Source organism: Leptospira mtsangambouensis (assembly GCF_004770475.1).
In the GTDB taxonomy this organism is placed as follows: domain Bacteria; phylum Spirochaetota; class Leptospiria; order Leptospirales; family Leptospiraceae; genus Leptospira_A; species Leptospira_A mtsangambouensis.
In genome coordinates this window covers 1,234,471-1,258,143 of record NZ_RQHK01000017.1, presented here as the reverse complement: position 1 = coordinate 1,258,143, position 23,673 = coordinate 1,234,471, and the positions used below count along the sequence as shown (strand labels likewise).

At 39.2% G+C, this 23,673-nt stretch carries 24 protein-coding genes; 9 read left to right on the top strand and 15 right to left on the bottom strand.

Features of this window, described 5'->3' with window-relative positions:
- Positions 1 to 90 precede the first annotated feature (90 nt).
- The 3 genes from flgB to fliE all read left to right on the top strand — a co-directional run bounded on the left by flgB (position 91) and on the right by fliE (position 1,463).
- A complete protein-coding gene (flgB, locus tag EHR01_RS18435) occupies positions 91 to 522 on the top strand; it encodes a flagellar basal body rod protein FlgB (RefSeq protein ID WP_002975016.1) in 432 nt (143 codons plus the stop codon).
- Positions 523 to 532: 10 nt separating this feature from the next.
- Positions 533 to 994, top strand: a complete 462-nt coding sequence (gene flgC / locus EHR01_RS18430; protein WP_002975027.1) for a flagellar basal body rod protein FlgC — start codon at positions 533 to 535, stop codon at positions 992 to 994.
- A gap of 103 nt (positions 995 to 1,097) precedes the next feature.
- A complete protein-coding gene (gene fliE, locus EHR01_RS18425) occupies positions 1,098 to 1,463 on the top strand; it encodes a flagellar hook-basal body complex protein FliE (protein WP_135697068.1) in 366 nt (121 codons plus the stop codon).
- Between the two features lie 75 nt (positions 1,464 to 1,538).
- Here fliE and EHR01_RS18420 read toward each other — a convergent pair whose 3' ends face one another.
- From EHR01_RS18420 to EHR01_RS18400, 5 genes are read right to left on the bottom strand one after another with little or no spacing between them, the layout of a single operon-like run.
- Positions 1,539 to 2,012 (bottom strand): hypothetical protein, encoded by a 474-nt coding sequence (locus EHR01_RS18420; protein ID WP_244310186.1) that lies wholly within the window; start codon positions 2,010 to 2,012, stop codon positions 1,539 to 1,541.
- A 28-nt stretch (positions 2,013 to 2,040) separates the two neighbouring features.
- Positions 2,041 to 2,973 (bottom strand): MBL fold metallo-hydrolase, encoded by a 933-nt coding sequence (locus tag EHR01_RS18415; RefSeq protein ID WP_135697461.1) that lies wholly within the window; start codon positions 2,971 to 2,973, stop codon positions 2,041 to 2,043.
- A 60-nt stretch (positions 2,974 to 3,033) separates the two neighbouring features.
- Complete coding sequence (locus EHR01_RS18410) at positions 3,034 to 4,638, bottom strand: glycerol-3-phosphate dehydrogenase/oxidase (RefSeq protein ID WP_135697066.1); 1,605 nt, start codon at positions 4,636 to 4,638, stop codon at positions 3,034 to 3,036.
- A complete protein-coding gene (locus tag EHR01_RS18405; protein WP_135697064.1) occupies positions 4,635 to 5,486 on the bottom strand; it encodes an aminoglycoside phosphotransferase family protein in 852 nt (283 codons plus the stop codon). The genes EHR01_RS18410 and EHR01_RS18405 overlap by 4 nt, the downstream gene beginning before the upstream one ends.
- 15 nt (positions 5,487 to 5,501) lie before the next feature.
- Positions 5,502 to 7,100 carry a xylulokinase gene (locus tag EHR01_RS18400; protein WP_135697459.1) on the bottom strand — a complete coding sequence of 533 codons (1,599 nt, stop codon included), beginning with the start codon at positions 7,098 to 7,100 and terminating at the stop codon, positions 5,502 to 5,504.
- 240 nt (positions 7,101 to 7,340) lie between these two features.
- Between EHR01_RS18400 and EHR01_RS18390 the strand changes: the two genes are divergently transcribed.
- Entirely contained in the window at positions 7,341 to 8,546 is a 1,206-nt protein-coding gene (locus tag EHR01_RS18390) for an MFS transporter (protein ID WP_135697062.1), read from the top strand.
- Between the two features lie 11 nt (positions 8,547 to 8,557).
- Here the strand turns inward: EHR01_RS18390 and EHR01_RS18385 are convergent, their stop codons facing one another.
- From EHR01_RS18385 to EHR01_RS18375, 3 genes are all read right to left on the bottom strand, one after another.
- Positions 8,558 to 8,767 carry a DUF7000 family protein gene (locus tag EHR01_RS18385; protein WP_244310185.1) on the bottom strand — a complete coding sequence of 70 codons (210 nt, stop codon included), beginning with the start codon at positions 8,765 to 8,767 and terminating at the stop codon, positions 8,558 to 8,560.
- Positions 8,768 to 8,853: 86 nt separating this feature from the next.
- A complete protein-coding gene (locus EHR01_RS18380) occupies positions 8,854 to 9,510 on the bottom strand; it encodes an HAD-IA family hydrolase (protein ID WP_135697060.1) in 657 nt (218 codons plus the stop codon).
- Positions 9,511 to 9,577: 67 nt separating this feature from the next.
- Positions 9,578 to 10,228 (bottom strand): TetR/AcrR family transcriptional regulator, encoded by a 651-nt coding sequence (locus tag EHR01_RS18375; protein WP_135697058.1) that lies wholly within the window; start codon positions 10,226 to 10,228, stop codon positions 9,578 to 9,580.
- Between the two features lie 163 nt (positions 10,229 to 10,391).
- Here EHR01_RS18375 and EHR01_RS18370 point away from each other — a divergent pair, with 163 nt between their 5' ends.
- On the top strand, positions 10,392 to 11,861 hold the full coding sequence (locus EHR01_RS18370) for an aspartate aminotransferase family protein (protein WP_135697056.1): 1,470 nt from the start codon (positions 10,392 to 10,394) through the stop codon (positions 11,859 to 11,861).
- A gap of 37 nt (positions 11,862 to 11,898) precedes the next feature.
- Here the strand turns inward: EHR01_RS18370 and EHR01_RS18365 are convergent, their stop codons facing one another.
- Positions 11,899 to 12,222 (bottom strand): type II toxin-antitoxin system PemK/MazF family toxin, encoded by a 324-nt coding sequence (locus EHR01_RS18365; RefSeq protein WP_135697054.1) that lies wholly within the window; start codon positions 12,220 to 12,222, stop codon positions 11,899 to 11,901.
- The gene (locus EHR01_RS18360) at positions 12,216 to 12,464 is read right to left on the bottom strand and encodes an AbrB/MazE/SpoVT family DNA-binding domain-containing protein (protein ID WP_135697457.1); all 249 of its coding nucleotides are present in this window, start codon (positions 12,462 to 12,464) and stop codon (positions 12,216 to 12,218) included. Before EHR01_RS18360 ends, EHR01_RS18365 begins: the two co-directional genes overlap by 7 nt.
- Positions 12,465 to 12,609: 145 nt before the next feature.
- Here EHR01_RS18360 and fliF point away from each other — a divergent pair, with 145 nt between their 5' ends.
- Complete coding sequence (gene fliF / locus EHR01_RS18355) at positions 12,610 to 14,310, top strand: flagellar basal-body MS-ring/collar protein FliF (RefSeq protein WP_135697052.1); 1,701 nt, start codon at positions 12,610 to 12,612, stop codon at positions 14,308 to 14,310.
- 11 nt (positions 14,311 to 14,321) lie between these two features.
- Here fliF and EHR01_RS18350 read toward each other — a convergent pair whose 3' ends face one another.
- Positions 14,322 to 16,883: an adenylate/guanylate cyclase domain-containing protein gene (locus tag EHR01_RS18350; protein ID WP_135697050.1), complete on the bottom strand. Its 2,562-nt coding sequence runs from the start codon at positions 16,881 to 16,883 to the stop codon at positions 14,322 to 14,324.
- Positions 16,884 to 16,969: 86 nt separating this feature from the next.
- Here EHR01_RS18350 and EHR01_RS18345 point away from each other — a divergent pair, with 86 nt between their 5' ends.
- Entirely contained in the window at positions 16,970 to 17,857 is an 888-nt protein-coding gene (locus tag EHR01_RS18345) for an alpha/beta fold hydrolase (protein WP_244310184.1), read from the top strand.
- Between the two features lie 3 nt (positions 17,858 to 17,860).
- On the opposite strand, the gene EHR01_RS18340 is transcribed toward EHR01_RS18345, so the two are convergent.
- From EHR01_RS18340 to dapA, 4 genes are read right to left on the bottom strand one after another with little or no spacing between them, the layout of a single operon-like run.
- Positions 17,861 to 18,907, bottom strand: coding sequence for a CdaR family protein (locus EHR01_RS18340; RefSeq protein ID WP_135697045.1), 1,047 nt, complete (start codon positions 18,905 to 18,907; stop codon positions 17,861 to 17,863).
- On the bottom strand, positions 18,904 to 19,734 hold the full coding sequence (gene cdaA / locus EHR01_RS18335; RefSeq protein ID WP_135697043.1) for a diadenylate cyclase CdaA: 831 nt from the start codon (positions 19,732 to 19,734) through the stop codon (positions 18,904 to 18,906). Before cdaA ends, EHR01_RS18340 begins: the two co-directional genes overlap by 4 nt.
- Before the next feature lies 1 nt (position 19,735).
- A complete protein-coding gene (dapB, locus tag EHR01_RS18330) occupies positions 19,736 to 20,539 on the bottom strand; it encodes a 4-hydroxy-tetrahydrodipicolinate reductase (protein WP_135697040.1) in 804 nt (267 codons plus the stop codon).
- Positions 20,532 to 21,416 (bottom strand): 4-hydroxy-tetrahydrodipicolinate synthase, encoded by an 885-nt coding sequence (gene dapA / locus EHR01_RS18325; protein ID WP_135697038.1) that lies wholly within the window; start codon positions 21,414 to 21,416, stop codon positions 20,532 to 20,534. The genes dapB and dapA overlap by 8 nt, the downstream gene beginning before the upstream one ends.
- 77 nt (positions 21,417 to 21,493) lie before the next feature.
- Between dapA and EHR01_RS18320 the strand changes: the two genes are divergently transcribed.
- Together EHR01_RS18320 and EHR01_RS18315 are read left to right on the top strand one after the other, a co-directional pair.
- On the top strand, positions 21,494 to 22,561 hold the full coding sequence (locus EHR01_RS18320; RefSeq protein ID WP_135697036.1) for an MraY family glycosyltransferase: 1,068 nt from the start codon (positions 21,494 to 21,496) through the stop codon (positions 22,559 to 22,561).
- Between the two features lie 27 nt (positions 22,562 to 22,588).
- On the top strand, positions 22,589 to 23,572 hold the full coding sequence (locus EHR01_RS18315; RefSeq protein ID WP_135697034.1) for a DUF368 domain-containing protein: 984 nt from the start codon (positions 22,589 to 22,591) through the stop codon (positions 23,570 to 23,572).
- Positions 23,573 to 23,673: the final 101 nt, after the last annotated feature.

Sequence of the window (23,673 nt, the reverse complement as noted above, 5' to 3'; positions counted from 1 at the left end):
GGCCGCCCCAAAAAAATCAATGGAGGCGACATAAAATGCTTTAGGGGGAAGAAAAACCGACCGAAGGGGAATGTAGAGAGGAAGAGAAATATGTTTGAAGCAACACATTTCATGAAAACTCAAGACCTTTTGGAACGTGGCCTTGGTGCGGCGACCCAGAGGCGTAAAGTGATTACAGATAATATTGCCAATGCGGATGTTCCTAATTTTAAACGTTCGGAAGTGGTGTTTGAGTCTATGCTGAAACGCGCCATCGAATCAGAAAAAATTGAAAAGGACAAAGCAGTTCCGACTAAAATCACTAACGATCGTCATATTGAATTTTTTAAACCGCTAGATTATCGGGATGCCAAACCCAAAACCAATTTGGATTACCTCACAACGATGAGACCCGATGGAAACAACGTAGACATTGAAAAAGAAGTGGTAGAAGCAAACCAAAACCAAATGAGTTACAGCCTTATGATTGATCGCCTCAACCAAAACAACCGCCTTCTCAACATTGTGATGAGAACCAACTAAGGAGTAAGTTATGGGAATGTTTGATTCGATTAATATATCTGCCACTGGCCTTTCTGCCCAAAGACTCCGAATGGATGTTATTTCGAATAACATCGCCAACTCGACAACCACGAGAAATACTAATGGAGATGGCCCTTTCCGTAGAGATCGCGTCATCCTAACACCGATTAACCTAAGAACTAATTGGAAAAGCCCTGTGTATCCTTTTGGAGTCGCTCCCGGCGAAGGCAAAGGGGTAAAGGTAATGAAAATCGAAAAGGATATGAGTCCTTTACGACTCACTTATGACCCAACCCATCCCGATGCCATCCAAACTGGCCCGAAAAAAGGATACGTGGAACTTCCGAACATCAATATCGTCACGGAGATGACAGATATGATTTCTGCTTCTCGGTCCTATGAGGCCAATGTCCAACTCATCAATGGGTCCAAAGCCATGATGAATAAGGCAATGGAAATCGGTCGGGCGTAAAACCCGTCCAAATCCTCCGTGATTTTCCTTTTTTTTAATGTGACATAATTTTTTTATTTAGGTTTTCTGAATTTGGTCGATGTTTAGAGTGAGGAAAGACCCAATGTCCATTGATCGCATTTCCAATAGTAGTTCCCAAACTTACAAACCACATTCCCTACTCCCACAAGGTGACAAGGTAGGAATCTTTCGCTCTAACGAACGTCACTATGGCAAAACCAATGAAGCCAAGTCTCCCGATGAAGTGGCTGGAACATTTGGAGATGCCTTAAAAAAAGCATTCGAACAAGTGAATGACCAACAAGTAGAAGCAGATGAACTCACTCAAAAAATTGTTTTTGATCCAAATTCTGTAGAACTTCATGATGTGATGATTGCAGCAGAGAAGGCTCGGATCTCATTGACATTTGCAAAAACAATGTCTGATGGATTTGTCAGAGCTTACAGAGAACTCACAACGCTTAGATAAAATTTAAAGCACTGGACCAATCGATATTGGCTCGATGGTTTTTTTTGTTAAAATCGTTTCGATCAAAACATTGGACTATGAGGTAGGACGACCAAATACACGTTCGACTGCCTCATACCGAATTTCAATTTTATCACTGGGGCTGACACGCACTCCCCGTTTCATTTGGACCCCATCAATTTTTTCTTCATTCACATAAATCACCCAACCTTCTGACCAAGAATTGGATTTTCCATTCACTTCCATAATTTCTTCGGTTCTGTTGGTAGAAATAAAACGCATTGCTGGATCTTCTTTTTTAGATAACTCAGCAAGAATCAAAAGTAAATCCTTTGATTCAAACAAAGACGAAGGAATCGATTTGGTTTCTTCATACTCATCTGAAATAAATTGGATTTGGATTTGAGGTTCCTTGGATTTTTTCGATTTGGTTGCCAAAGAACATTGAACACCAAAAAAAATCAAAAAGGAAACTAAGTTGATAAAAATGAAAGGCGATAAAAATAAATGAATCCACCCATTCCTTGATTTATATAGATTCTGGTTCATTTGATTCAGTATATAATTATGTTGGTATTTATACTTTGGGTTGTTTCTTTTCAAAGGCATACACTAACCCTTGTGCATTCAAATTTACATCTAGATGTAGTAACTTCCAATCAGACTGAGTCAGTGTGATGGAATTATTGTTTGCTAAAGTTTGGATCATGGCTTTCACTTTTGATTCCATAAAAATGAGACGTTCTTCCTTGGGAATTGTCTCTAAAACCTGAATGGCTTCACTGCATAAAGTCAGTCCTAACTTCAAGTCCTCTGCATTCTTTTTTAAATCACCAATCGGGCCAAAGTGAGTGAGGTAAGCTACCTCAGCTCCCGTATCCAAAATTAGATTTAACGAGTGAATCGCTTCCGCAAAATCAAAGTCAGTGGGTGTTGTGGTAGGAAAAATAAATCGTTTTCCATTTTCTAATTGAGGATAAGAAATTCCAAAAGAATCCCCAGTATAGATCCCATTTGTTTTTTGATCATATATACAAAAGTGGTGGTTCGCATGTCCTTTGGTGTAAATAAACTGAAAGGAATGGTCTTTCCAACTAAGCCACTCTCCATCTTCCATCACTCGCACCCTATCTTTCGGAATGGGTTTGATTTCGCCATATAAGGAAACAAAGTTTTCTTTTCCATAGACGGACGTGGCACTTTTGATGAGTAAACTTGGATCTATCAAGTGTTTGGCGGTTTTGGGATGAGCGAGGAGGATCGCATTCGGACAGGCTTCGAGGAGTGCCCAGGCCCCACCAGCATGATCTAGGTGCACATGGGTCACAATCACATAGTCGAGGTTCTCAGGCTTGACACCTTCGGAATCCATGACCTTCAGAATTTTTGGGATGGCATGGGTGGTATTGGTTTCCACAACCACTCCATAACCTTCCTCCTCCAAAAGATAAGCCGAAGCCACCTCCGAGAAGTTTGCATACTCCGTATCAATCGTGATCACTTTGCCCATACCAAAATAGTACATGGGTAAAGTGATCTTTGTCAGCCGAAAATTATAAAACGGGAAAAATCACACAGGTAATTTTAAAGTTTTGTAAATTGATTCTGTTTCTTTCTTTTTTGTTTCTTCTGACCAGTTCCATTCCAAAGCAGCTGTGTCAATGATCGCTTTCATAATTTCATCAGAGAGAATCCCGAGTGTTCCAAGACCTGTTCTTCTTAAGAAAATATCTGAAAGGGATTTTGCCATTTCGTAACGAATCACATAGACAACTTCTGCCAATAATTCTCCATCCGCATTCAAAACAGCTGCCAAGTTTTTAGTCTTTCTTGCAAACTCCAAAATGATCTCATATTGTAACCCATAATGACGGACCAAATAATCGATTGTCTTTTCAGAGAATTCTGTGTTTTGTTTCTGAGCCCCTTGGATGAAAATTTCAATATTGGGAATTTGAGAAGCGTATAAGTATTGTTTTGCGGAAATATTCTCTGTTGATTTTTTCTCAAGTTTCTTTTTGATCCTTTTAAAAATCGATTCAGCAAAATTCCGACTTGTGGTGTATTTTCCACCTGCTGCGGTGATCAGACCTTGGATTCCATCCCTGGCATGATCATAAAGTTCTGACCTTCTCGAAGCAGAATAAGTATCATCCGAACTTTCAATGAGTGGACGAAGACCACCGTAAGCAAAAATCACATCATCCATCGACAACTTCTCTTTAATATGAGATGTTTCGTTGATATAGTCGATAAACTCGGAGATACTTTCTTTGGTCAGTTTCCAATCTTCCACATTGCCAAAATATGATTTTTCAGTTGGGCCAATCATTGAATGTCCACGCCAAGGGGCAAAACTGAAATGACCTTTGTCTCCCACATAAAGAGTCATTAGGTTTGTTAACTTTTTAGTGATGATATAGATCCCTTCCGATCTTTTTTTCGGCATGGGTTGTTTTGTTTTAGGAGATTTGGAAAGTATATTGTGAGTCCAAGGACCCGATGCATTGATAGTAACCTTAGAACGAATTTCGTATTTTTTATCGGAAAGTGCATCTCGCACTTGGATTCCGACCACTGCATTGTCTTTCCAAATCAAATCATCAACCACTGTATAGTTTGCAATTTTGGCACCATAGGAAGCAGCAGATTTTAAAAAACTGAGGGTTAACCTCTCTGGGCTCAAACAAATGGCATCATAAAAATATGCTGCATCTTCAAAATCACCCAAGTTCTTTTGGAGCAGTTCTTTTCGTTTGAGGTATTTATGGTTGGGAATTTGTTTGGATTCATCCCAAGTCCATTTGCTATCAAAAGAAAGAAGATCATATACAAAAAGTCCAATCCTTGCTATGAGTCCAGGTTTTGGAAGTACCATTGGATAGGGATAAACTAAATTGGGAGCGATGTTAGAAAGAATCCTTCTTTCTTTTAAGGCCTCTCTCACAAGTCCGATTTCAAATTGTTTTAAATAACGAAGCCCACCATGAATCAACTTTCCAGTGGCCGCAGAAGTGGCTCCGCCAAAATCTTTTTTTTCAAGCAAGGCAACCGTATAACCACGACTAGCCACTTCATAAGCTAAAGTGGCGCCTGTAATCCCTCCACCAATGATAGTGACATCAAATTCTTCACCATTGTAAGAATCGATAAAACGATCTAACTTTAAATTCATACTTTACCACCATTTGCCACCAAACGAGTGATTTGTGCTTTTAGACTCTCTCTTTCACTCTCGATATTCCATAGGCCCAAACGAAGAATGAGTGCCGGAAGTCTCCAAGCAGAAATTTGGGCATCGGTCATTCCACTTAAGCTTTTATATACCTTTAAATACCCACTAAGGATAAACTTTCGGATGATTGTATAAAAGATGATTTTTAATTTTGGTGTCCCAGGCCATAGTTCCCCATCAGTAAACAAAAGAAAGGTGAAAGCAACATCTGCAGCCGGATTTCCTTTTGCCGCAGTCATCCAATCAATGATGATCTCATCTTTCCCTTCTACGATCACGTTTTCTGGATGAAAATCCAAATGAAGAATGGAATTTCCATTGGGTAAGCCGGCAATATAGGATTTAGCAATTTCTTTTTCACCAGCGTCCAAAAAAGAAAGTGGTTTTGAATCCAAACAATGTTTCAGAATTTCCTTAATATCTTTAAAACGTTCCGATTCAATTTGATGGATACCGTAGTGTAGGCGCGCTAATTTGCCGGCGATACGAAAGAGTTCCAATGGATTTTTATCAGGAAGTTTTGTGAGTGAAATTCCATTCAGACGATCGAAAATAATTCCGAATCGATTTTCTACTTTGGCTTTTCCATAACATCGCATCCTGGATGCGCCCTTTCTGTTTGCCTCAACAGTATTTTCTACTTCTAAATCGATTTCCGATTCTTTTGCTTCTGGAAAAAAAAGTTTTAGAATTTTATTCTCAGGCAAAGCAAATAGATCTGCCGATCTACCAATCGCAAAAGGTTTCCCCAAACTTTTCATACTATATTCTTTGTTTTGTTTATCCATTTCCTATTCCCGAACTTATGTATTTAAAATTGCAAAATTGTTTTGATTCACTTTGTAGAGGTTTTGAAAGACCTTAAAGTTTTTATCGTAAATCGCTTTATGATTTGGATTGGGAGTCCATTTGTCTTGGATGGGGATCATTGATTTGATCTCTTCAAATTTTTGAATTTTTCCAATTCCAAAAGCAACAATGGCAGCAGCTCCCATCGCGCCAACGTTTTCCGGATGAACTACCCTTTCAATGGTTTTTCCCGTGATATCAGCTAACAACTGACAGATAAAAGCAGACCTTGCTACACCACCCACAAATCGAATTGTATTGGAAGTGGGTATCTTACGATGAGACAATTCCAAAATCCAACGTTTATGAAAAAGAATTCCTTCCACTACAGCTCGGATGAGAGTTCTTTTGCCTGTGTTCAAACTGATGTTAAAGAATATCCCTCTTGCTTTTGGGTCTTCGAAAGGACAACGATTCCCATGAAGCCACGGTGTAAAAATCACTCCATGAGATCCAGGTTCGGTATCTTTGATCGAATCAAACATAAACTCGAATAAACTTTCATACACGGCATCAGGACCATCGGTGATTTTCTTTTTTTCTAAATATAAATCTATTTCATCTAAGGCCAAATGGTCTCTTACCCATTGCAAACATTTGCCAGATGTTTCTTGTTCTCCAAAATAATTATAATACCCTTCTCTTGCTCCAACTATCGAGGCGATCCTTGCTCCAATATCCACTGTTCTCTTTTTTGTGACCGTTGATATCCACCCGGAAGTTCCTGCATAGATATGAGTGTCACCTTCACTCACTGCCCCAGCTCCCACACCAATCAGAGAGGCATCACCACCACCACCAAACACGGATATGTTTTCTTTGAGTCCCAAAAAATCTGCAGCTTCTTTTGTAAGTCCTCCCACTCGGTCAGAAGAATTGACTATCTTTGGCAAATGATCCAACCGAACACCGAACAATTTACATAAAAGGGGACTCCAATTTCCTTTTCCTACTCTGGAGTTATATAAAAAAGTAGCAAAAGCAGAATCTCTCGTCATAACGGCTTCGTTTGTAGAGCGTGCGATTAGATATTCTTTTACATCAAACCACCACTTTACTTTCGAAAATTTTTCTGGTTCATTTTTTTCGACCCATTTGTATTTCCAAATAGGATCCTTTACACTGGCAGCCACTGCTCCCGTGATCCAAAGAGATAACAAGAGTTTAATGGCGTTGATTCCTTCAATTTTAAAACCGTGTACAATCCCTTTTTTCATTTCTTGGGATGCTCTTTGGTCCATATAACTCATCGCTGGTCGGACCACTTGGAACTTTGCATCGGTAAGGACAAGGCCTTGCATCTGTGAACAAAAAGAAATTCCTTGGATGGAGTCTGGATGAATTTTGGATTGGGATAATATTTCTGTTGTGGTATCCTTCATTGAGGACCACCAGTCATCTGGATTTTGTTCTGCTCCTCCATTTTCTAAAAGATGGATCGAATATTCTTTTGTGGCAGATTGCACCAGTTCCAGCGCCTTCGAGATCCGGAAGAGACAAGTTTTGACTCCTGTCGTGCCAATATCATAAGTCAGTATATATCCAGATTCCATGTAAACTCCATCGGTTCGCTTCTGCACATCCCCCGGCCTATCTACCACTTACGGAGAACCGAACAGATGGGCGTTTCGTTTTTCTCCTGGAAATGGAAAAAAGTGAGTGATGACTCACAAAGATTTAGAATCATCGGCTCGGATGGCAAATCATTTTCCTTCGGGATTTCTCTGTGAGAGAATTTATTCCGAACAAATGGTTAAAAGTAAATTCCATCCATTGCAAAAAAGGGAGTCAAAATGAGCCAAAACCCTCCAAAACTATATTCTTACCGCTGGGTCGTTCTTTTCGCCTACATCGTCATCACCGCAACCATTTGTTTGCAATGGTTGACTTATGCTCCCATTGCACGCGATGCCAAAGAATTTTATCATGTAAGCCCACTCCAAATTGATTTACTCTCCCTTGTATTCCTCGGAGTTTTTGTTTTCATCGCCATTCCCGCATCTTATGTAATTGATACTTATGGGATTAAAAAAGGAGTTGGGTTTGGGGCCATACTAACAGGTGTTTGTGGTTTACTCAAAGGGATTTATGCCGCAGATTATACCATTGTGCTCTTCTGCCAAATTGGACTAGCCATAGCCCAACCGTTTTTACTGAATGCCGTCACAAAAATCAGTGTCTTATGGTTTCCCATCCAAGAAAGAGCCACTGCCGTTGCCCTGGGAACTCTCGCACAATTTCTCGGAATCATTCTTGTGATGATCCTCACCCCCATCTTACTCCAATCAGGAAATTCCATTCCAGGAGTGATGATGATTTACGGTTTTGTTTCTGTAGCTTCAGCCGTTCTTTTTCTTTTGCTCATCAAAGAAAAACCTCCCACATCTCCAAGCACTCACGGAGAAGACCATGAACTCCCTTTTTTGGAAGGACTTCGTTTTTTATGGAAACAGAAGGACATGAGAAAAATCCTATTTTTGTTTCTCATCGGACTTGGAGTCTTCAATGCGGTCAGCACTTGTATTGATCAAATTTGCGAAATCAAAGGACTGAATATCGACGAATCAGGACTTGTGGGCGGAGTGATGCTCATCTCTGGAATCATTGGAGGGATCATCATTCCTCCGTTATCCGATAAATTGCAAAAAAGAAAATTATTTCTCATCATTGCGATGGCAGGATTTCTCTTGGGCCTTAGTTTATTTACCTTATTCCAAGGATTTATTTTCCTACTCACAGGTTCCGTGATCATTGGATTTTTTCTTCTCGGCATTGGAGCCCCTATCGGATTTCAATACTGTGCGGAGATCACATCCCCCGCACCAGAATCGACTTCCCAAGGATTGTTACTTCTAGTCGGACAAGTATCGGGGATTCTATTTATCTTGGGATTAAACTTTTTTGGGATGATATCGTTTCTTTATATCCTTCTCTTCCTATCACTGATTAATTTTGTGATGGTGTTTTGGTTAAAAGAATCACCGTTTATGGAAAGTTAGGGGAAGAATTTCTAACACAAGAACTTGTTTGTGTAATAAAAATAGGTATAGTCCATATAGCCTTGAAAAAGACTTCCGAAGGAATAACTTTTAGAAAGGTTTTTGGATAAAGTGGTACCGAGTTTGGTTACGTATTTTACAAGACTTGCGTATGCTTCTTGGATGTCTCCGATTTGGAGTTGTTTTTTGTATGCATTTACATAATCATTCAAATCTTTCATTGGGCAATCTTCTCCTTCTCTTACTGTTTTGTTTGCTATCGTTATCGCATACAAGAATGCAAAACACACAAACTAACGATCGCTCTCTATAAGAACCCGTATTGATTGATTAAATACTCTTCCAATTCCAAAAAATTTCGAACGAATGGGATTTCCCCAGTTTGAAAATAAGAAAGATGCCTATCATCATGTGCGATCCCGAGGAAATGGAATCCAAAACCATCAGCAGATTCATAATCAGCAGGCGAATCACCTATATAGATGACCTCATTCTTACTTATATTCTTATTTTTTAATAATCCATAGATTGGTTCAAAGACATTTGGATTCGGTTTGTGAACAGCAGTATGATCAGAGGTTTGGATCTGCAAAAATAAATTCGTATCAACTTCAAGTTCATTCAGTTCGCGAATGACAACTTTTTCACTGGATGATGTGACAATTCCAAATTTTACAAAGTTTTTATATTTATCGATAAAATCAAAAGCATTCAAATGAGGAATGTTTAAATCTTTTTTTGAAAACTCTATATAGATAGACCAAAGATAATGAATGTCTGAAGAAAATCGTCCAAAGAGTTTCAGTAAAAATTCTTCCGCAGGAAGTCCCCAAGCCGCATCAATTTCTTTTTCAGTGATTTTCGTTTTAAAAAGTTCTTCCGATAGTTTGTATATCGTATTGTAACGAGTCTTTCTTGTTTGGACTAAAGTATCATCGTAATCGAATAGGATAGCCTTTATCATATCATTTATGTTATTGTTTGATCCAAACCTGACTCACAGTCGATAACTTAAAAGAAGGTTATGTTATCTAACCGCCCAGTGCCCTGCGAATCACTCGCATGACTCCCGTCACAACGTCTTCGTCCTTATCAAAAATATCTTCACCCAAATAGATCTTCATTCTTTCTTTATAATACACTGTGGAATAGGAAAACTGAAGTGTCATAAAAATATTATCGAGTAAAAAAGCAGATAGGTTACTATCCACATCGGATGCGATCGTTCCTTCTTTTTTCGCAAGGTTTATCATTTCAATATAACATTTAGCAGATAACGATTCTAACTCACCTGACAAACGAGTGATGAGTTCATAATTACTTTCTGTTGTCATTTCATTATAGAGGCGAATGATGTCTTGGTTGATCCGCGAATGGGTTTGGATGATACGAATGATTTTTTCAATTTTACCAAACATATCCAGATCCATGGAAAGAATAGACTCTAAGGTTTTTTCTAATTGGGTGATTCCATGGTCCACTACCGTGAGAAAAAAATCCTCTTTGGTTTCAAAGTATTTATAGAGAGATCCAACACTGATCCCCGCTTTTTGAGCAATGGTATTGGTATTAGCACTCGTAAACCCACGGTTGGCAAATTCAGAAATGGCTGTCGATAAAATCCGATTTCTCTTTTCTTCGGAAATTCGTTCAAAACTATCATTAAAATGCTTCGTTACCATATCTATCCCCGTCCAATAAACGAAAAAGGCTGGATTTCTCCAGGAAATTTATGCAATTTTCCAAAGAATCCGTCATTCTCGATCAAATTTATGAATTCCTTCTTGACAATGAGTGATAACTCACTCATTGTCAAGAAAAAAGACCCGGAAGAGGAAAGATTATATGGCCCAAGGCTTTTCCATGAACGAATACCCGAACGTAGACCAGATTTACAAAGACCTAAGGAAATTAATTTCCCTTCCGATCCGCTCCATTCGTAAAGACGCGATGGAGGACATCATTCATAATTACTTCGATAAAAAATGCAGTAAGTCCAAAGCCATGATCACGAAGGCTTCGGAATACATTCCTGGCGGGGTCCAACACAACCTTTCCTTCAACCATCCATTCCCTCTTGTATTCACAGAAGCATCAGGTGCTTATCTCTATGATTTAGACGGAAACAAATACATCGATTTTTTACAAGCAGGTGGGCCGACCGTTCTTGGTAGTAATCCAAACATTGTCCGTAAAAAAGTCATCGAACTTCTCAATACAACAGGCCCAGTGACTGGTCTTTTTCATGAATACGAATATAAGTTAGCCGAAAAAATTGTAGAGTTAGTTCCTTCTGTGGAAATGTTTCGAATGCTTGGTTCGGGAACAGAAGCTTGTATGGCATCCATTCGTGTGGCAAGGCTTGCGACAAAGAAAAAGAACATCGTGAAGATGGGTGGTGCTTATCACGGTTGGAGCGATCAACTTGCTTATGGACTTCGGATTCCTGGCACAAGACATTTCGAAGCCAATGGAGTTCCTAAATCCATTTTCAAATACACACAAGAATTTTATCCGAACGATTTGAACGCTTTAGAGTCAGTACTCAAACGAAATCGTTTCTGCGGAGGCACGGCTGCCGTTCTCATTGAACCAGTAGGACCAGAAAGTGGAACAAGACCTCTTGACTTTGATTTCAACAAAGGAGTGAGAGAACTTTGTGATAAATATGGTGCTCTTCTGATTTTTGATGAAGTGGTGACTGCCTTCCGCATTGGTCTTAGCGGTGCCCAAGGGTATTTCGGTGTGAGCCCTGACCTAACCATCTTTGGAAAAGTAGTAGCGGGTGGATATCCTTCGGCTGGTGGACTTGGTGGTAAAAAAGAATACATGAAGTATGTATCTGCTGGATTACAAACGGGCACCAAAAAGGCGTTAATCGGTGGAACGATGGCCGCAAACCCACTCAGTTCTGCTGCTGGTTACTTTACACTTTGTGAAATGGAAAAAACAGGAGCTCTTGAAAAATCAGGTAGGGCAGGAGATCGCCTAACCAAAGGATTACAAAAACTCATCAAAAAGTATGACCTTCCTTTTGTTGCCTTCAACCAAGGTTCCATTTGCCATTTAGAAACCGTTGGTACTATGTTACTCGATATCAATATCAAGAAGTTCTGGACCATCAAAAAAACAATCGCAGAAGCACATAAACGAAAACATGCGATGGAAGAAATGGGAGCTGCTTATATGTCGGAAGGTCTTGTGACTCTTGCCGGAAGTAGACTTTATACCAGTGCTTCCGATACAGATGCGGTGATTGACGATGCCCTCAAACGATTTGATCGTGTGTTCCAAAAAGTGGAAGGTGTCGCTTAAGGAATTTGGTTTAAGAGTCGTAAAAGAAAGTTTCAGTCTAATCGACTAACATTTCTTTTATGACTTTTTTAATTTTCTGAATGGTTTTAGAATCTGCTGTCCCTAGTTTTTGGACTAACCTGGATTTATCAACGGTTCTGATTTGGTCTAAAACGACAGAACCGCTTTTCCCCTGAAAGGTTAGCGCCACTCTTGTGGGATAACTTTTAGAAGCGGTTCTCATCGGCGCAATCATCACAGTTCCAATGAACTGATTCATTTCATTAGGCGAGATCACAATACAAGGTCTAGATTTTTGAATTTCAAACCCAACGGTTGGATCTAAATTGATTAAGTAGATTTCGTATTGATTGATTACCATTCCCAATCCTGTGAATTCAAATCAATAGAATCTGGAATGAGTAACTCATCCTCGTTTTCTTTTGCCATCGCTTTGAATTGCTCTTCCCAACCCATTCGCGGTTTGCTTTTATGAGGGGTGATGATGATTTTATTGTCCTCTACCAGTAGATCGACTTCATCTTCTATCTGACATTCCGCTAAAACTGTTTTGGGAATTCGGATTCCTTTCGAATTTCCGATTTGTATGACTGCCGCTTTCATTGTAATTACAATGTAATCACACAAAAAAGATGTCAATGCGAATCCCAACCGAAATCCCCCTTAATTTCCGCCTACTCCCGAAAAGTACTTGTACATTTCGGATTTGCCGAGAGATTATGTCTCAAATCTCGACGAGGCCCGTACTATGCCTGAACCACTGCAAAAGATCATCGATAATCTCAAAGAGTTGTTAAACAAACTCGATAAAACCAAAAAAATGATTTTGGGTGGTGTGCTCGCCGTTGTGGTGGTGGCAGTCATCATCTTATCCAATGTCTCGTCACAACGAAACCGAGTGGTTCTCTTTAAGGATTTGGATTCCAAAGACTTTTCAGAAGTAACCAAAAAACTAGATGCTCTCGGTTATTCTTATGGTTCGAGTGATACAAGTCTCATCACTGTAGATCCCGAACAAAGACAAGAAATCGTCACAAAACTTGCGCAAGAAAATTTGATTCCTGCTGGTGTCACAGGTTGGGAACTATTCGACATTGAAAAATTCACTGAGACCCAATTCGACAAAGACATTAAAAAGTACAGAGCTCTCAAAGGTGCGATTGAAAAATCACTCAATACCTTAAGACCGATTGAAAGATCCGATGTCAATATCGCCATCCCAGAGGGAGATCTTTTTGAATCCAATTCTTATCCAGTCAAAGCCAGTGTGATATTACACTTCAAACCTGGTGTGGAAGGAATGAGTAAAAAAGAAATCAAAGGGATTGTGAACTTAGTCGCACGTGCTGTTCCTAAGTTAAAACCAGAAAACGTAAGTGTTGCCGATCCCGATGGAAAAATCATTTCTGACTTTGAAGAAGATTTAGAAAAAGAAAGATTAGAACTTCGTATCGTCCAAGAAAAACTGAGAATCGAAGAAGAAGAACGAGTCAAAAGACTCATCGACATTCGCAATACCCTTCGTTGGTATTTGGGTGGTGAAGACCGTGTTGATATCACACGTTTTGAATATTCTTTTAACTGGGATCAAGAATCCTTAACAGAAAATGAAGTATTACCCGTTGTTGCGGAAGAAGATAACCCTGATACACCATATAACGAAAGAAAGTTGGTGGATGGATATTCCTTAAAAGTATCTTCCAAAGAAACAAAAGAGTCTTTTAAGGGACGTGGGTTCACTCCCGATGGTCCTGCTGGTACAGAACCAAACCTTCCTCCTGGTTATAAAGATACAGACTACCAAAAAGCAGAATATTCCAAAGACGAAAATATCAATAACTACGAATTCAACAAACGTGTGAAAGATATCAAACGCCAACCTTGGAAAATTGAAAAGATTGGACTCTCTGTTGTTGTAGATGGTGTTTGGGAACGAAAAGAAAGAGAAGATGGAATGGGATATGATAGAAAATACATTCCTGTTGCGGAAAGTGATTTAAAACTCGTTCGTAAAAACTTAGAAGCTGCGATTGGTTATACAAGATCACGTGGTGACCAAATCAGTGTCATTACCATTCCGAAAGATAGAACCGAACAATTTCGTTTAGAAGATGAAGAGTTTCAAAAACAACGTGCCATCCGCAATATGGTGATTGCTTCACTTGTAATTCTTATCTTACTCATCCTTGCGATCTTAGTTTACCGTGCGATCAAAAAAGAAATCGCAAGAAGAAGAAGACTCAGAGAAGAAGAACTAGCGGCTCAACAACAAATGATGAGGGAAGCTGCTCTTCGAGTGATGGACGAAGGGGGAGCAGAAGTCGAACTCTCCCTCGACGAAAAACTGAGACGCGAACTTTTAGAAAACGCAATCAACCTGGCAAAAGAAAAACCAGAAGATGTGGCACAGCTACTACGCACTTGGCTTGCCGAGGAAGAACAAACTTAAAGAAACTTAAGTTAAGATTCTTTTTTCCAACGGATATTGGCACCATGAGTGATCCGGGAATACACTTCCCGGAAATACTGGTTAGGTGCCTTTCCATCCGGATCTTGCGAATAACGAGGTCTTAGGCGGTGGACAAAATACATATCCAAATCCCCTTTATTTTTTCCGTGAATTTTCCCTCGGTATTCGGTAACAAAAAAATACTTCACTAACTCATAGGTTTCTTTGGAAACATTGATTTTACCTGTTTCTCCGCCAGACTCCATTCGTGAGGCAGTGTTCACTGTATCTCCCCAAATGTCATAAGCAAACTTAAATCGTCCAACAACTCCCGCCACAACCGGTCCAGTATGAATCCCTAAACGAAGTTCCCAAAATGGTAAGTTCAGTGTCGTTTTAATTTCCTTCAATTGGTTCATAAAACTTTGGACTTCTAATGCCGCCAAACAAGCGTCAATGGCACTAGTTCTCGTTTCGACAGGCACACCACCGGCACACATATAACTATCACCAATGGTTTTTAATTTTTCTAAATTGTTTCTAAGAATGATTTCATCGAACTGAGTGAAACAGGCATCAAGTTCTTCAATTAGGCTTTGTTCATCCATCCCTTCGGCGACTTTCGTAAATCCTTTGAAGTCAGTAAAAAGGACTGTGACGTTTTCAATCCGAGAAGGTGTCACACTTCCCTTTTGTTTTAATTCCTGTGCAACTTTATAAGGCAAAATATTGAGTAATAATTTTTCGGATTCTTCTCTAGCTTCTTCTGCTTTGTCCTGGGCAATCAAAGCTTTTTCCCTTTCTTCATCTGCTTTTTGTTTTTCTAAATCTAACAAAAAATAGCTGATGTCGAGTTCTTCTGCCAAAGGACGAGACATGATGTAAACCACAAGGTAGTTAAACAATACAAGTGGGATGACAATCATGGTCAAATGAAATGCAGATTCTCCTACACCGTATTGTTCACGGATCATAGGAAAATACAAAATGGCTGCAATGGCCATGGTGATGAGACCTAAATTGGCAAGCCTTTGGCTAAGTTGGATGGTTCTTCCTTCCAAAGACAAGGCCCCATGTCGGAGGACCGCATAACCGAGTAAAAATGCGGGTATAAATTGAAAATCCGCCAATGGATAGATGGGAAATCCATGACTTGGCAAAAGAGCAGCTAACAATAAAACAGCGGATAATAAAAAAGATCCAATGATCCATTTGGATGCAAAGTTTATATAACCTTTGTTTCTTAAAAAAGTAATTAACACTAAAACTAGAGCAATGGCACCGTTGATTCCCACAAGAAGTTCTGCAGGTCCTCCATGATGAACTCTTGACCAAGGGTAATCAAAATATCCGACAAATAAATAAGGCGAAGGAGCAAGGATGGCTGCACTCACACAGAGTAAATCAATCCCTTGTACCCATCTGGGAGATTTTTGACCGATGGCTTCAAATACTAAACGCACCATAATGCTTGGTGCAAAAGCAAAAGCCACAAAGGTCATTTGCGAAATCCGAAGTTGCACAACATAGGATATGTTTAATTTCAAAGGAACCGACTGAATGACATAAAATCCAGTGAGGATGAGGGCAAAAGCACAGAGTTGGTTGATCCTTGCTGATGGATTGGCTCCCGCAACAATGATGGAAAGAAATACGGCACCAAACACGGATACTACGGGAGGAATTCCCCAAGGATACCATTTAGCTGACTCGTAAGCTTCTGGAGAGAGACCAAAGGAAACACCAAAAGAAATAAAAATCAAAACAAAGGATAAAAGCGCAAATAGAAAATAGAACATCCCATTCTTTTGAAACAAAAGTTCATTTACATCAAAAAAATCAGAACGAAATACTCCATAAGCCACAAGTAACATTGGAATGAATAAAAAGAATCCACCTGGGTACACTTTGAATCCAAGAATACTCGGTGCATTCATCGTTGTGAGTAAAAAAAGTAAATTCACACCATGAAATAACGTTAGGTGATAATGTTTACGAATGTATTGGTAGTGTTTGATAAAAGATGGTAATATTAATAAGAAATACCCTAGTGGTGCCAAAATCCCCCAAGGCCGAACAAAAGAACTTCCTCTCGGATACTTACCAAAAGTGAATTCGAAAACCGTAGTTTCAAATCCTTTCCCAATCAAAACACCAAAGTATAATACAAAACTTGCGAACCAACAAAGATAGGAATAATATAACAGGAGTTTACTTTGTTTGCCAGTCATATGGTAGGCCAAATAAAAAGCCGTTGGTGCGAGTGGAGCGACTAAAAAGTAAAGTAGGTCATTCCAAAAGACTAATGTATGTACATCTTGAATCCAAGCTCTAGTCGTAAGGACAAGCCCCACCGATCCAAAACTAATAAATGAAATGGTAAGGTTTAAATGAAAAATTTTATTATCAACATCTGATTTACGAAACTTTTGAAAGGCAAAATAACTAAGAAATACCCCTACAAAAAAAGTAAGGATACCAGGTGCTCCATAGGGAATCTGATGCCAAAAATATTCCCAATCCGAAAGAGTGCCTTCCGGTTTTACAAAATAGATGAGAGGGTATGATTCCATCCCTTTAAAGATCGGCTTTCGGGAAATGAGAAAGTAGCAAATTCTTCTATTTGACTCACTTCCTCTTTTGTTGTTCTATGTCGGATATGGTTGATCTAAACTTTCCAAAAAAGAACGCTACTGAATGGTTAGCGGCTGGTAAATTTTTCGAATATAAGAAGTTTCAAATCTTCTTTATCCAAGAAGGAAGAGGACAAAACTTAATTCTACTTCACGGATTCCCCACTTCTTCTTGGGACTATTCCAAAATCTTCAATGGACTTTCGCGTTACTTCAATACAATCGCAATTGATTTTTTAGGATTCGGATATTCTTCCAAACCCAAAAAACATAAATATACCTTAATCGAACAAACAGATATTATAGAGAACTTTATTGAAAAGAATGCACTTCGAAGAGTGAAATTTGTTTTTCATGATTATGCAGTTAGTGTGGGCCAAGAAATTTTAGCAAGGCACTTAGAAAGAAGTGATCGTAAATATGAAATAGATGGTGCTGTATTTATGAATGGAGGACTTTTCCCTCACCTCCACAGACCCACGTTCAAACAAAAACTCCTCGCCACACCTATATTAGGTGCTATTTTATCCAGGTTTTATGATGAAAAAAAATTTGGAGTGGCATTCGCACAAGTATTTGGAAAAAACACAAAACCAAGTGACAAAGAAATTTCTGTTCTTTGGAAACTCATCACTTATCCAAACAAGGTTTTGATCCCACATAAACTTCTGAAATACATCAAAGAAAGAAGGATCCATGGGGAAAGATGGAAAAATGCCCTCTTGCAAACAGAAGTTCCTCTTCTTTTTATCAATGGAGGAGAAGATCCGGTGAGTGGTCGTCACCTAGCTGATGAAATTGAAAAACTCCCGATCAAAAATAAAAAACTCATTCGTTGGGATTCGATTGGCCATTACCCACAATGGGAAAATCCAGAAGAAAGTTTTAAAGAGATTTATGAATTTTTAAAATAAAGACTAAGATCTGTCGGAAGGAACGGATCCCGGACCTTCCATTCCAGTCCCATCCTCCGTTGGATCGGGATTTGGATTTTGTTCCTTTACCTTGTAACGGATCTCGATTTTTTCTGGGCTAATTTGTAAAATTTCAATCCCTTTTAAATCTTTGTTTTTAATGATCCGAACCTTAGCAACTTGCGGTTGTAATTCGGGGATGATTTTATTTTTGATAGGATCAAAGATATAATTACAAGGAACTTGAGCGGTAATCCCGGTAAGGATTTGCGCTGATCGAATTGGTTTTAAAGAAAAATACCGAATCGCAACTTGTTCTTCTGAAAGTTCTGCATCCAACCGAATGTCTTGTCCAGAGCAAACAATAGGAATTCCTGCAGCAGTTTGTTCCCCAGTTTTATACGACAAAGGAATGATATTTACATTCACAGTAACATCCCGAGACCCAAGGACATTCACACCTTTAGGGAGATCTGGGATCCGAACTGTTTTCGCAAATGGTTCTTTTTTATCGGTGAGAGAAATTTCTGGCAATACGACCTTTGTGATTTTTTCCAAATCTTGTGGTTTTCCACTGAGTGTGATTTTTTGAGGACTCACAATTTGAGTCAACTTTTCGAAGTTAGCTGGTGGTGCTCCTTCAAATACTACTTCTATAGGAACAATTTTTAATCCACGAGATTCAATTTCAACTGGAACTGTTTTTTTCAGTTTGGTGACTTTTACCCCACTTGGGACACCTACGATTTTTTTGATTGGCACTTCCGTTACGCCCAACTGAACGTCTTCTGGATCAATCACGGCTTTCATAAATTGGGAATAATAATTGACCACATCCTTCAATCCTTCCACTCGAACGGGAATTGTTTTTTCAGGATTTTTAGAATAGTTTAAATTGCCAGATAACTTCGGATAGTCGACAGGAACATTGATTGTTTTAATTAAAACTTTGGAGTTTTGAAGATTCACATAAAAAATACTAGCGATGATTAGCGAAACAAGTTTTGCCTTCCAATTTCGGACTATTTTTCCAAAAAGTTTTACGATCATATACTCACACCAGTATCTTTCTCTTTTGGTTTACGAAGAGAATCGTCTTTCGACCTACGAGTTCCACTCATAAGCCCACTCACTAGCGCTTTGAGTTCGAGAGGTTTGACTGGGTGCAACATTTCCCCTTCAAAACAAATGGTAATGTCGCCCGTTTCCTCTGATGTAACAATAATAATAGCATCTGTTTCTTCAGAAAGTCCTAAAGCGGAACGGTGCCTTGCACCTAGTGTGGCAATTTCTACTGAACTACTCATTGGCAAATAAGAGGCAGCACAAACAATACGATTTTGTTCGATGATGACAGCTCCATCATGCAGGGGAGAATTTTTAAAGAAAATAGTTTGTAATATTTCCGACGTGACTTGTGCATCCATCGGCACGGCATTTTCAGATATATCTTTTAAACTTATATCTTTGACGAGAACAATGATGGATCCTGTTTTTTCTTGCGACATGATCCGAACTGCTTCCACAATCGGATCTAAATCAAAGGTTGGTTTGAGAAAAAACAATCGAAGGAGTCGGATCCTTGCTAAGTCGCCTGTCAAACGGCGAAGTTCTGGCTGCAGAAGAACAATGATTGCAAATACCAAAGCTGGACGAATGTTTGTGAGAATCCATTCCAGAAGTTCAAACCCTAAGTATTCCGCAAGGCTCCCTGAAATCCAAATGATCCCCACACCTAGCAAAAGTTGGATCCCGCGTGTTCTACGAAGTGTTGTATACGTTTTATAAATTAAAAATGCGACGATTAATACATCTAAGGATATGGAGATATAATTTTTACTCCATGGAATGATGTATAATCCTCGAAAAAAATCCAATTTATATTCCTAACACATCAAACATATTATAAAGGCCTTTGGACTTTCCGTGTAAAAATTCCGCTGCTTTTACTGCACCAGTAGCAAATGTTTTGCGGTCTTGTGCTTTGTGAGTGATTTCAATTCTCTCTTCTGGACTTAAAAAATATACTGTATGTTCGCCAACCACTTCACCGGCGCGCATCGTATGCATAGCAATTTCTTTTTGGTCTCTTTCTGAATACATTCCATGACGACCATAAATGACATTCTCTTCAGAACGTTTGGTGGCATTCAGTAACACTTCTTTCAAATACATGGCAGTTCCAGAAGGAGCATCTTTTTTGTGTCTATGATGAATGTCGAGAACTTCGACATCAAAATCTTCATCTAACACTTTTGCTGCAATCTCTGTGAGTTTAAATAAAAGATTCACACCCACAGACATGTTTGGTGAAAACACAATGGGAATTGAAGTTGCAGCCGACTGGATGAGAGCTTTATCCGAATCCGTAAGTCCAGTGGTTCCAATCACCAAAGGTTTCTTATTGGCTAAAGCCGTATTCAAAATGGATTCAAATCCGGTATGTGTACTAAAATCAATTAGGACATCCGACGACTCACATGCTTTTTGTAAGTCGGTCGAAAGTAAAATTCCAGTTTCTTTGATTCCAGCATGGTTACCCGAATCAAATCCAGCATACACGGCACCTTCTCTCACGACCGCAGCACTTAACTCTGATTTTTTGGAAAGGGAAAGCACTTGGATGATGGCCTTTCCCATCCTTCCCCCAGCACCGATGACACCAACTTTGATTTTAGACAATGCCTTCCTCTTTTAATTGGAATACAGTTTTTTTGAAAGCATCGGCCGCCGAACCTTCGGATAAAGAAGTCATAGGAAGACGAAGTTCATTTTCGCAATAACCAAACCAACTCATTGCTGCTTTGATGGGAATAGGATTGGTTTCAATGAAGGCATTGATAAACACAGGAAGAAGTTTGTAATAAATCTTTTTAGATGCTTCTAAGTCGCCACGTAAATAGAGAGAAACCATATCCACACAAGCGCGCGGAAAAAGATTGGATACAACAGATACAACTCCCTTCCCTCCAATGGATAAAACAGGAAGTGTTAGGTTGTCATCACCAGACAACAAATCAAAGTCAGGTGGTGTAGCCGCAATTACCTTTGCCATCTGTCCTAAATCACCAGTTGCTTCTTTGATGGCAGCAATTTTTGGATGTGCTGCAAGTCTTGCTACTGTTTCTGGAAGTAAATTGACATTGGTTCTTCCTGGAATATTGTACAACATCACCGGTTTGGAAGATACATTGGCAATTTCTGTAAAATGACGAAACATTCCCTCTTGCGTGGGTTTGTTGTAGTATGGGTTGACCGTTAAAATTCCGTCCACTCCGTCCGCACAAGCAGACTCCGTCAGTTCGATGGCTTCTTTTGTAGAATTGGAACCAGTGCCCGCAATGACTTGGATTTTCCCTGCCACAACTTTGACTGTCTTTTGGATGAGTTCCTTATGTTCTTCATAAGAAAGGGTGGGAGATTCCCCCGTTGTCCCACAAGGAACCACACCCGCCACTCCGGACCGAATCTGGTTTTCTAGGATTTTAAAATAACTATCATAATCGATTTTCCCCTGGCGGAAGGGGGTGATGACCGCTGTATAAACGCCCTGAAACATAAATTAAACATCGAAGAGGGACGGAATTTTGCAATAAAAAACTGCCAAAAGACCCCGTACCGATAAACTTTGCGAAAATGGTCTCTTTTTTACCACTTACGATTGGCATTCTTGCGATTCTCAGCCTGATTTTGCATACATTCTATGTTTATTCCCGCTTTGGGGTCAAAGATGTGCCAAACGAACGTAGCCTCCACGAGGTGGTCACAAAAAAATCGGGCGGGATGTTTTTTATTCCGGTTTTCCTTCTCACATCCCTCTTCCTCCTTTTTTACCCAAATGCAGGAGATTTACTTTCCCAAAAAGAGAACTTATCGCAAACATTTGACATCTATCTTTTGTTATCTGGTGTATTCGTCTTTTGTATTTTAGGATTCATTGATGATTTGTATCATCTCAGTCCCAAACTTCGTTTGTTTCTGGAACTTGGTGCAGTGGCCGTGTTTTTGATTTGGACAAACCCAGAAGTCACTTATTTTGGAATGATGACGATTCCCAAACCAGTGCAAGTGATCGTTCTTACCATCTTTATAGTCTTTGCAGTGAATCTCGTAAACTTTATGGATGGAATGGATTGGTATTTAGTCACCACACTCTCTTTCTCCTTCTTTTCTTTAGTAACAATCGCCCCTCAGTTTTATGGAATCGGAAATCCTGGTTATCATTTTTATACAATTTTGTTAGTTTCTATGTTTGGATTTATCTTCTATAATTTTCCAAGAGCCAAACTTTTTATGGGAGATAGTGGATCGTTGGCCTTAGGTTTTTTTGTAATGGCCTTACCTTTGTTTGTTGGGAAGTGGGGAAAACCAAATGCACCCGTTTGGGATGCCACTGATTATTTTTATTTGTTTCCTTACTTTTGGTTGGATGGGGTTTTTATTCTAATCAAACGATTTTTCCAAAAGAAACATTTGTTCTCTGCGCATAGAGAACATCTCTACCAAAGGATCACTGAAACTAAGTTAGGAAAAATTGGATCTCTCTGTATTTTTTCCATTTTAAATCTTTCGGTTGTTTGTATTCATTTTGTCTTAAAAACCTATTTGGTTCCAAACATCATTATCCTTTTCATCGTTTTTTTATATTCTGTCGTTAGTTATGGAATCCTTTGGTTTTTTGTTCCTAGAAAAAACCTTGCATAAAGTCTTTGGACTCCCATCCTTTCCTTTATGCCTCTATCGAAAAAAGAAATTTTATTCTGCCTTCTCAATGGCTTTCTCATCGGGATTGCCAACCTCATTCCTGGTGTTTCCGGAGGGACTTTTGCACTCATCCTCGGGCTTTATGATAGGCTCATCACAGCCATCACTTCTCTAAATTTAGATACCATCAAAGCATCGTTAGCTTTGGTATTCGGGTTCTGGAAAGAAGATGTAAGAAAACGTTTTGCTTTGGAAATGAAACGGATTGATTTTTGGTTCCTTGTGTTTTTGGGAATTGGTTTATTGTTATCGGTGATCTCTGGAGCCAAACTCATCCAGTTTTTACTCCAAAACCACCCGCAAGCAACACTAGCACTTTTTATTGGACTGATTTTTCCTTCTTTAGCAGTCCCTTACAAACTGATCGAAAAACATAGTTTAGTTGTATGGTTATTCCTCATTCCAGGAATCCTTCTTACCATTGTCCCAAGTTTTTTTATGGGAGATACCACTGGTTCTGAAAATCCTTTAATTGCTTTTCTGACTGGAGCCATTGCTATTTCTGCGATGATTTTACCAGGAATCTCTGGATCTTACATCATGCTCGTGTTAGGTGAATACCAGATTGTGATTGGAAAACTTTCTACCATTCTCGAACCAAGTTCGATTGTTTTCCTGGGAGCCTTTGGAATTGGATGTTTACTGGGGCTTTTGATTTTTACTCATTTTGTAAAATGGTTATTTGTAAAATACAAATCCCATACAATGACCTTTTTACTTGGACTCATCCTCGGATCTTTCTTTATCCTTTGGCCTTTCAAAGACTATGCACATGGTCAGGCAATTGTGGGTAGATCGGGTGAAGTGAAACGAGACATTCAAATTGCCACAGCAAAGAATGTATTACCTAATGATTTTGGTGAAACACAAATCCCACTCGCAGCCCTAGTGTTTGGACTGGTTCTTGGATTTGGACTGAACAAATTGGAATCATTACAAGAGAAAACGTAACCTCATCCCAAACCTTCCCTTCCTTTTTATGTCTGGATTTTACAGTCCAGACTTCTTCTCTCTCTCTCTCTTAAAATCACAGCAAACAATTCCCTAAGCAC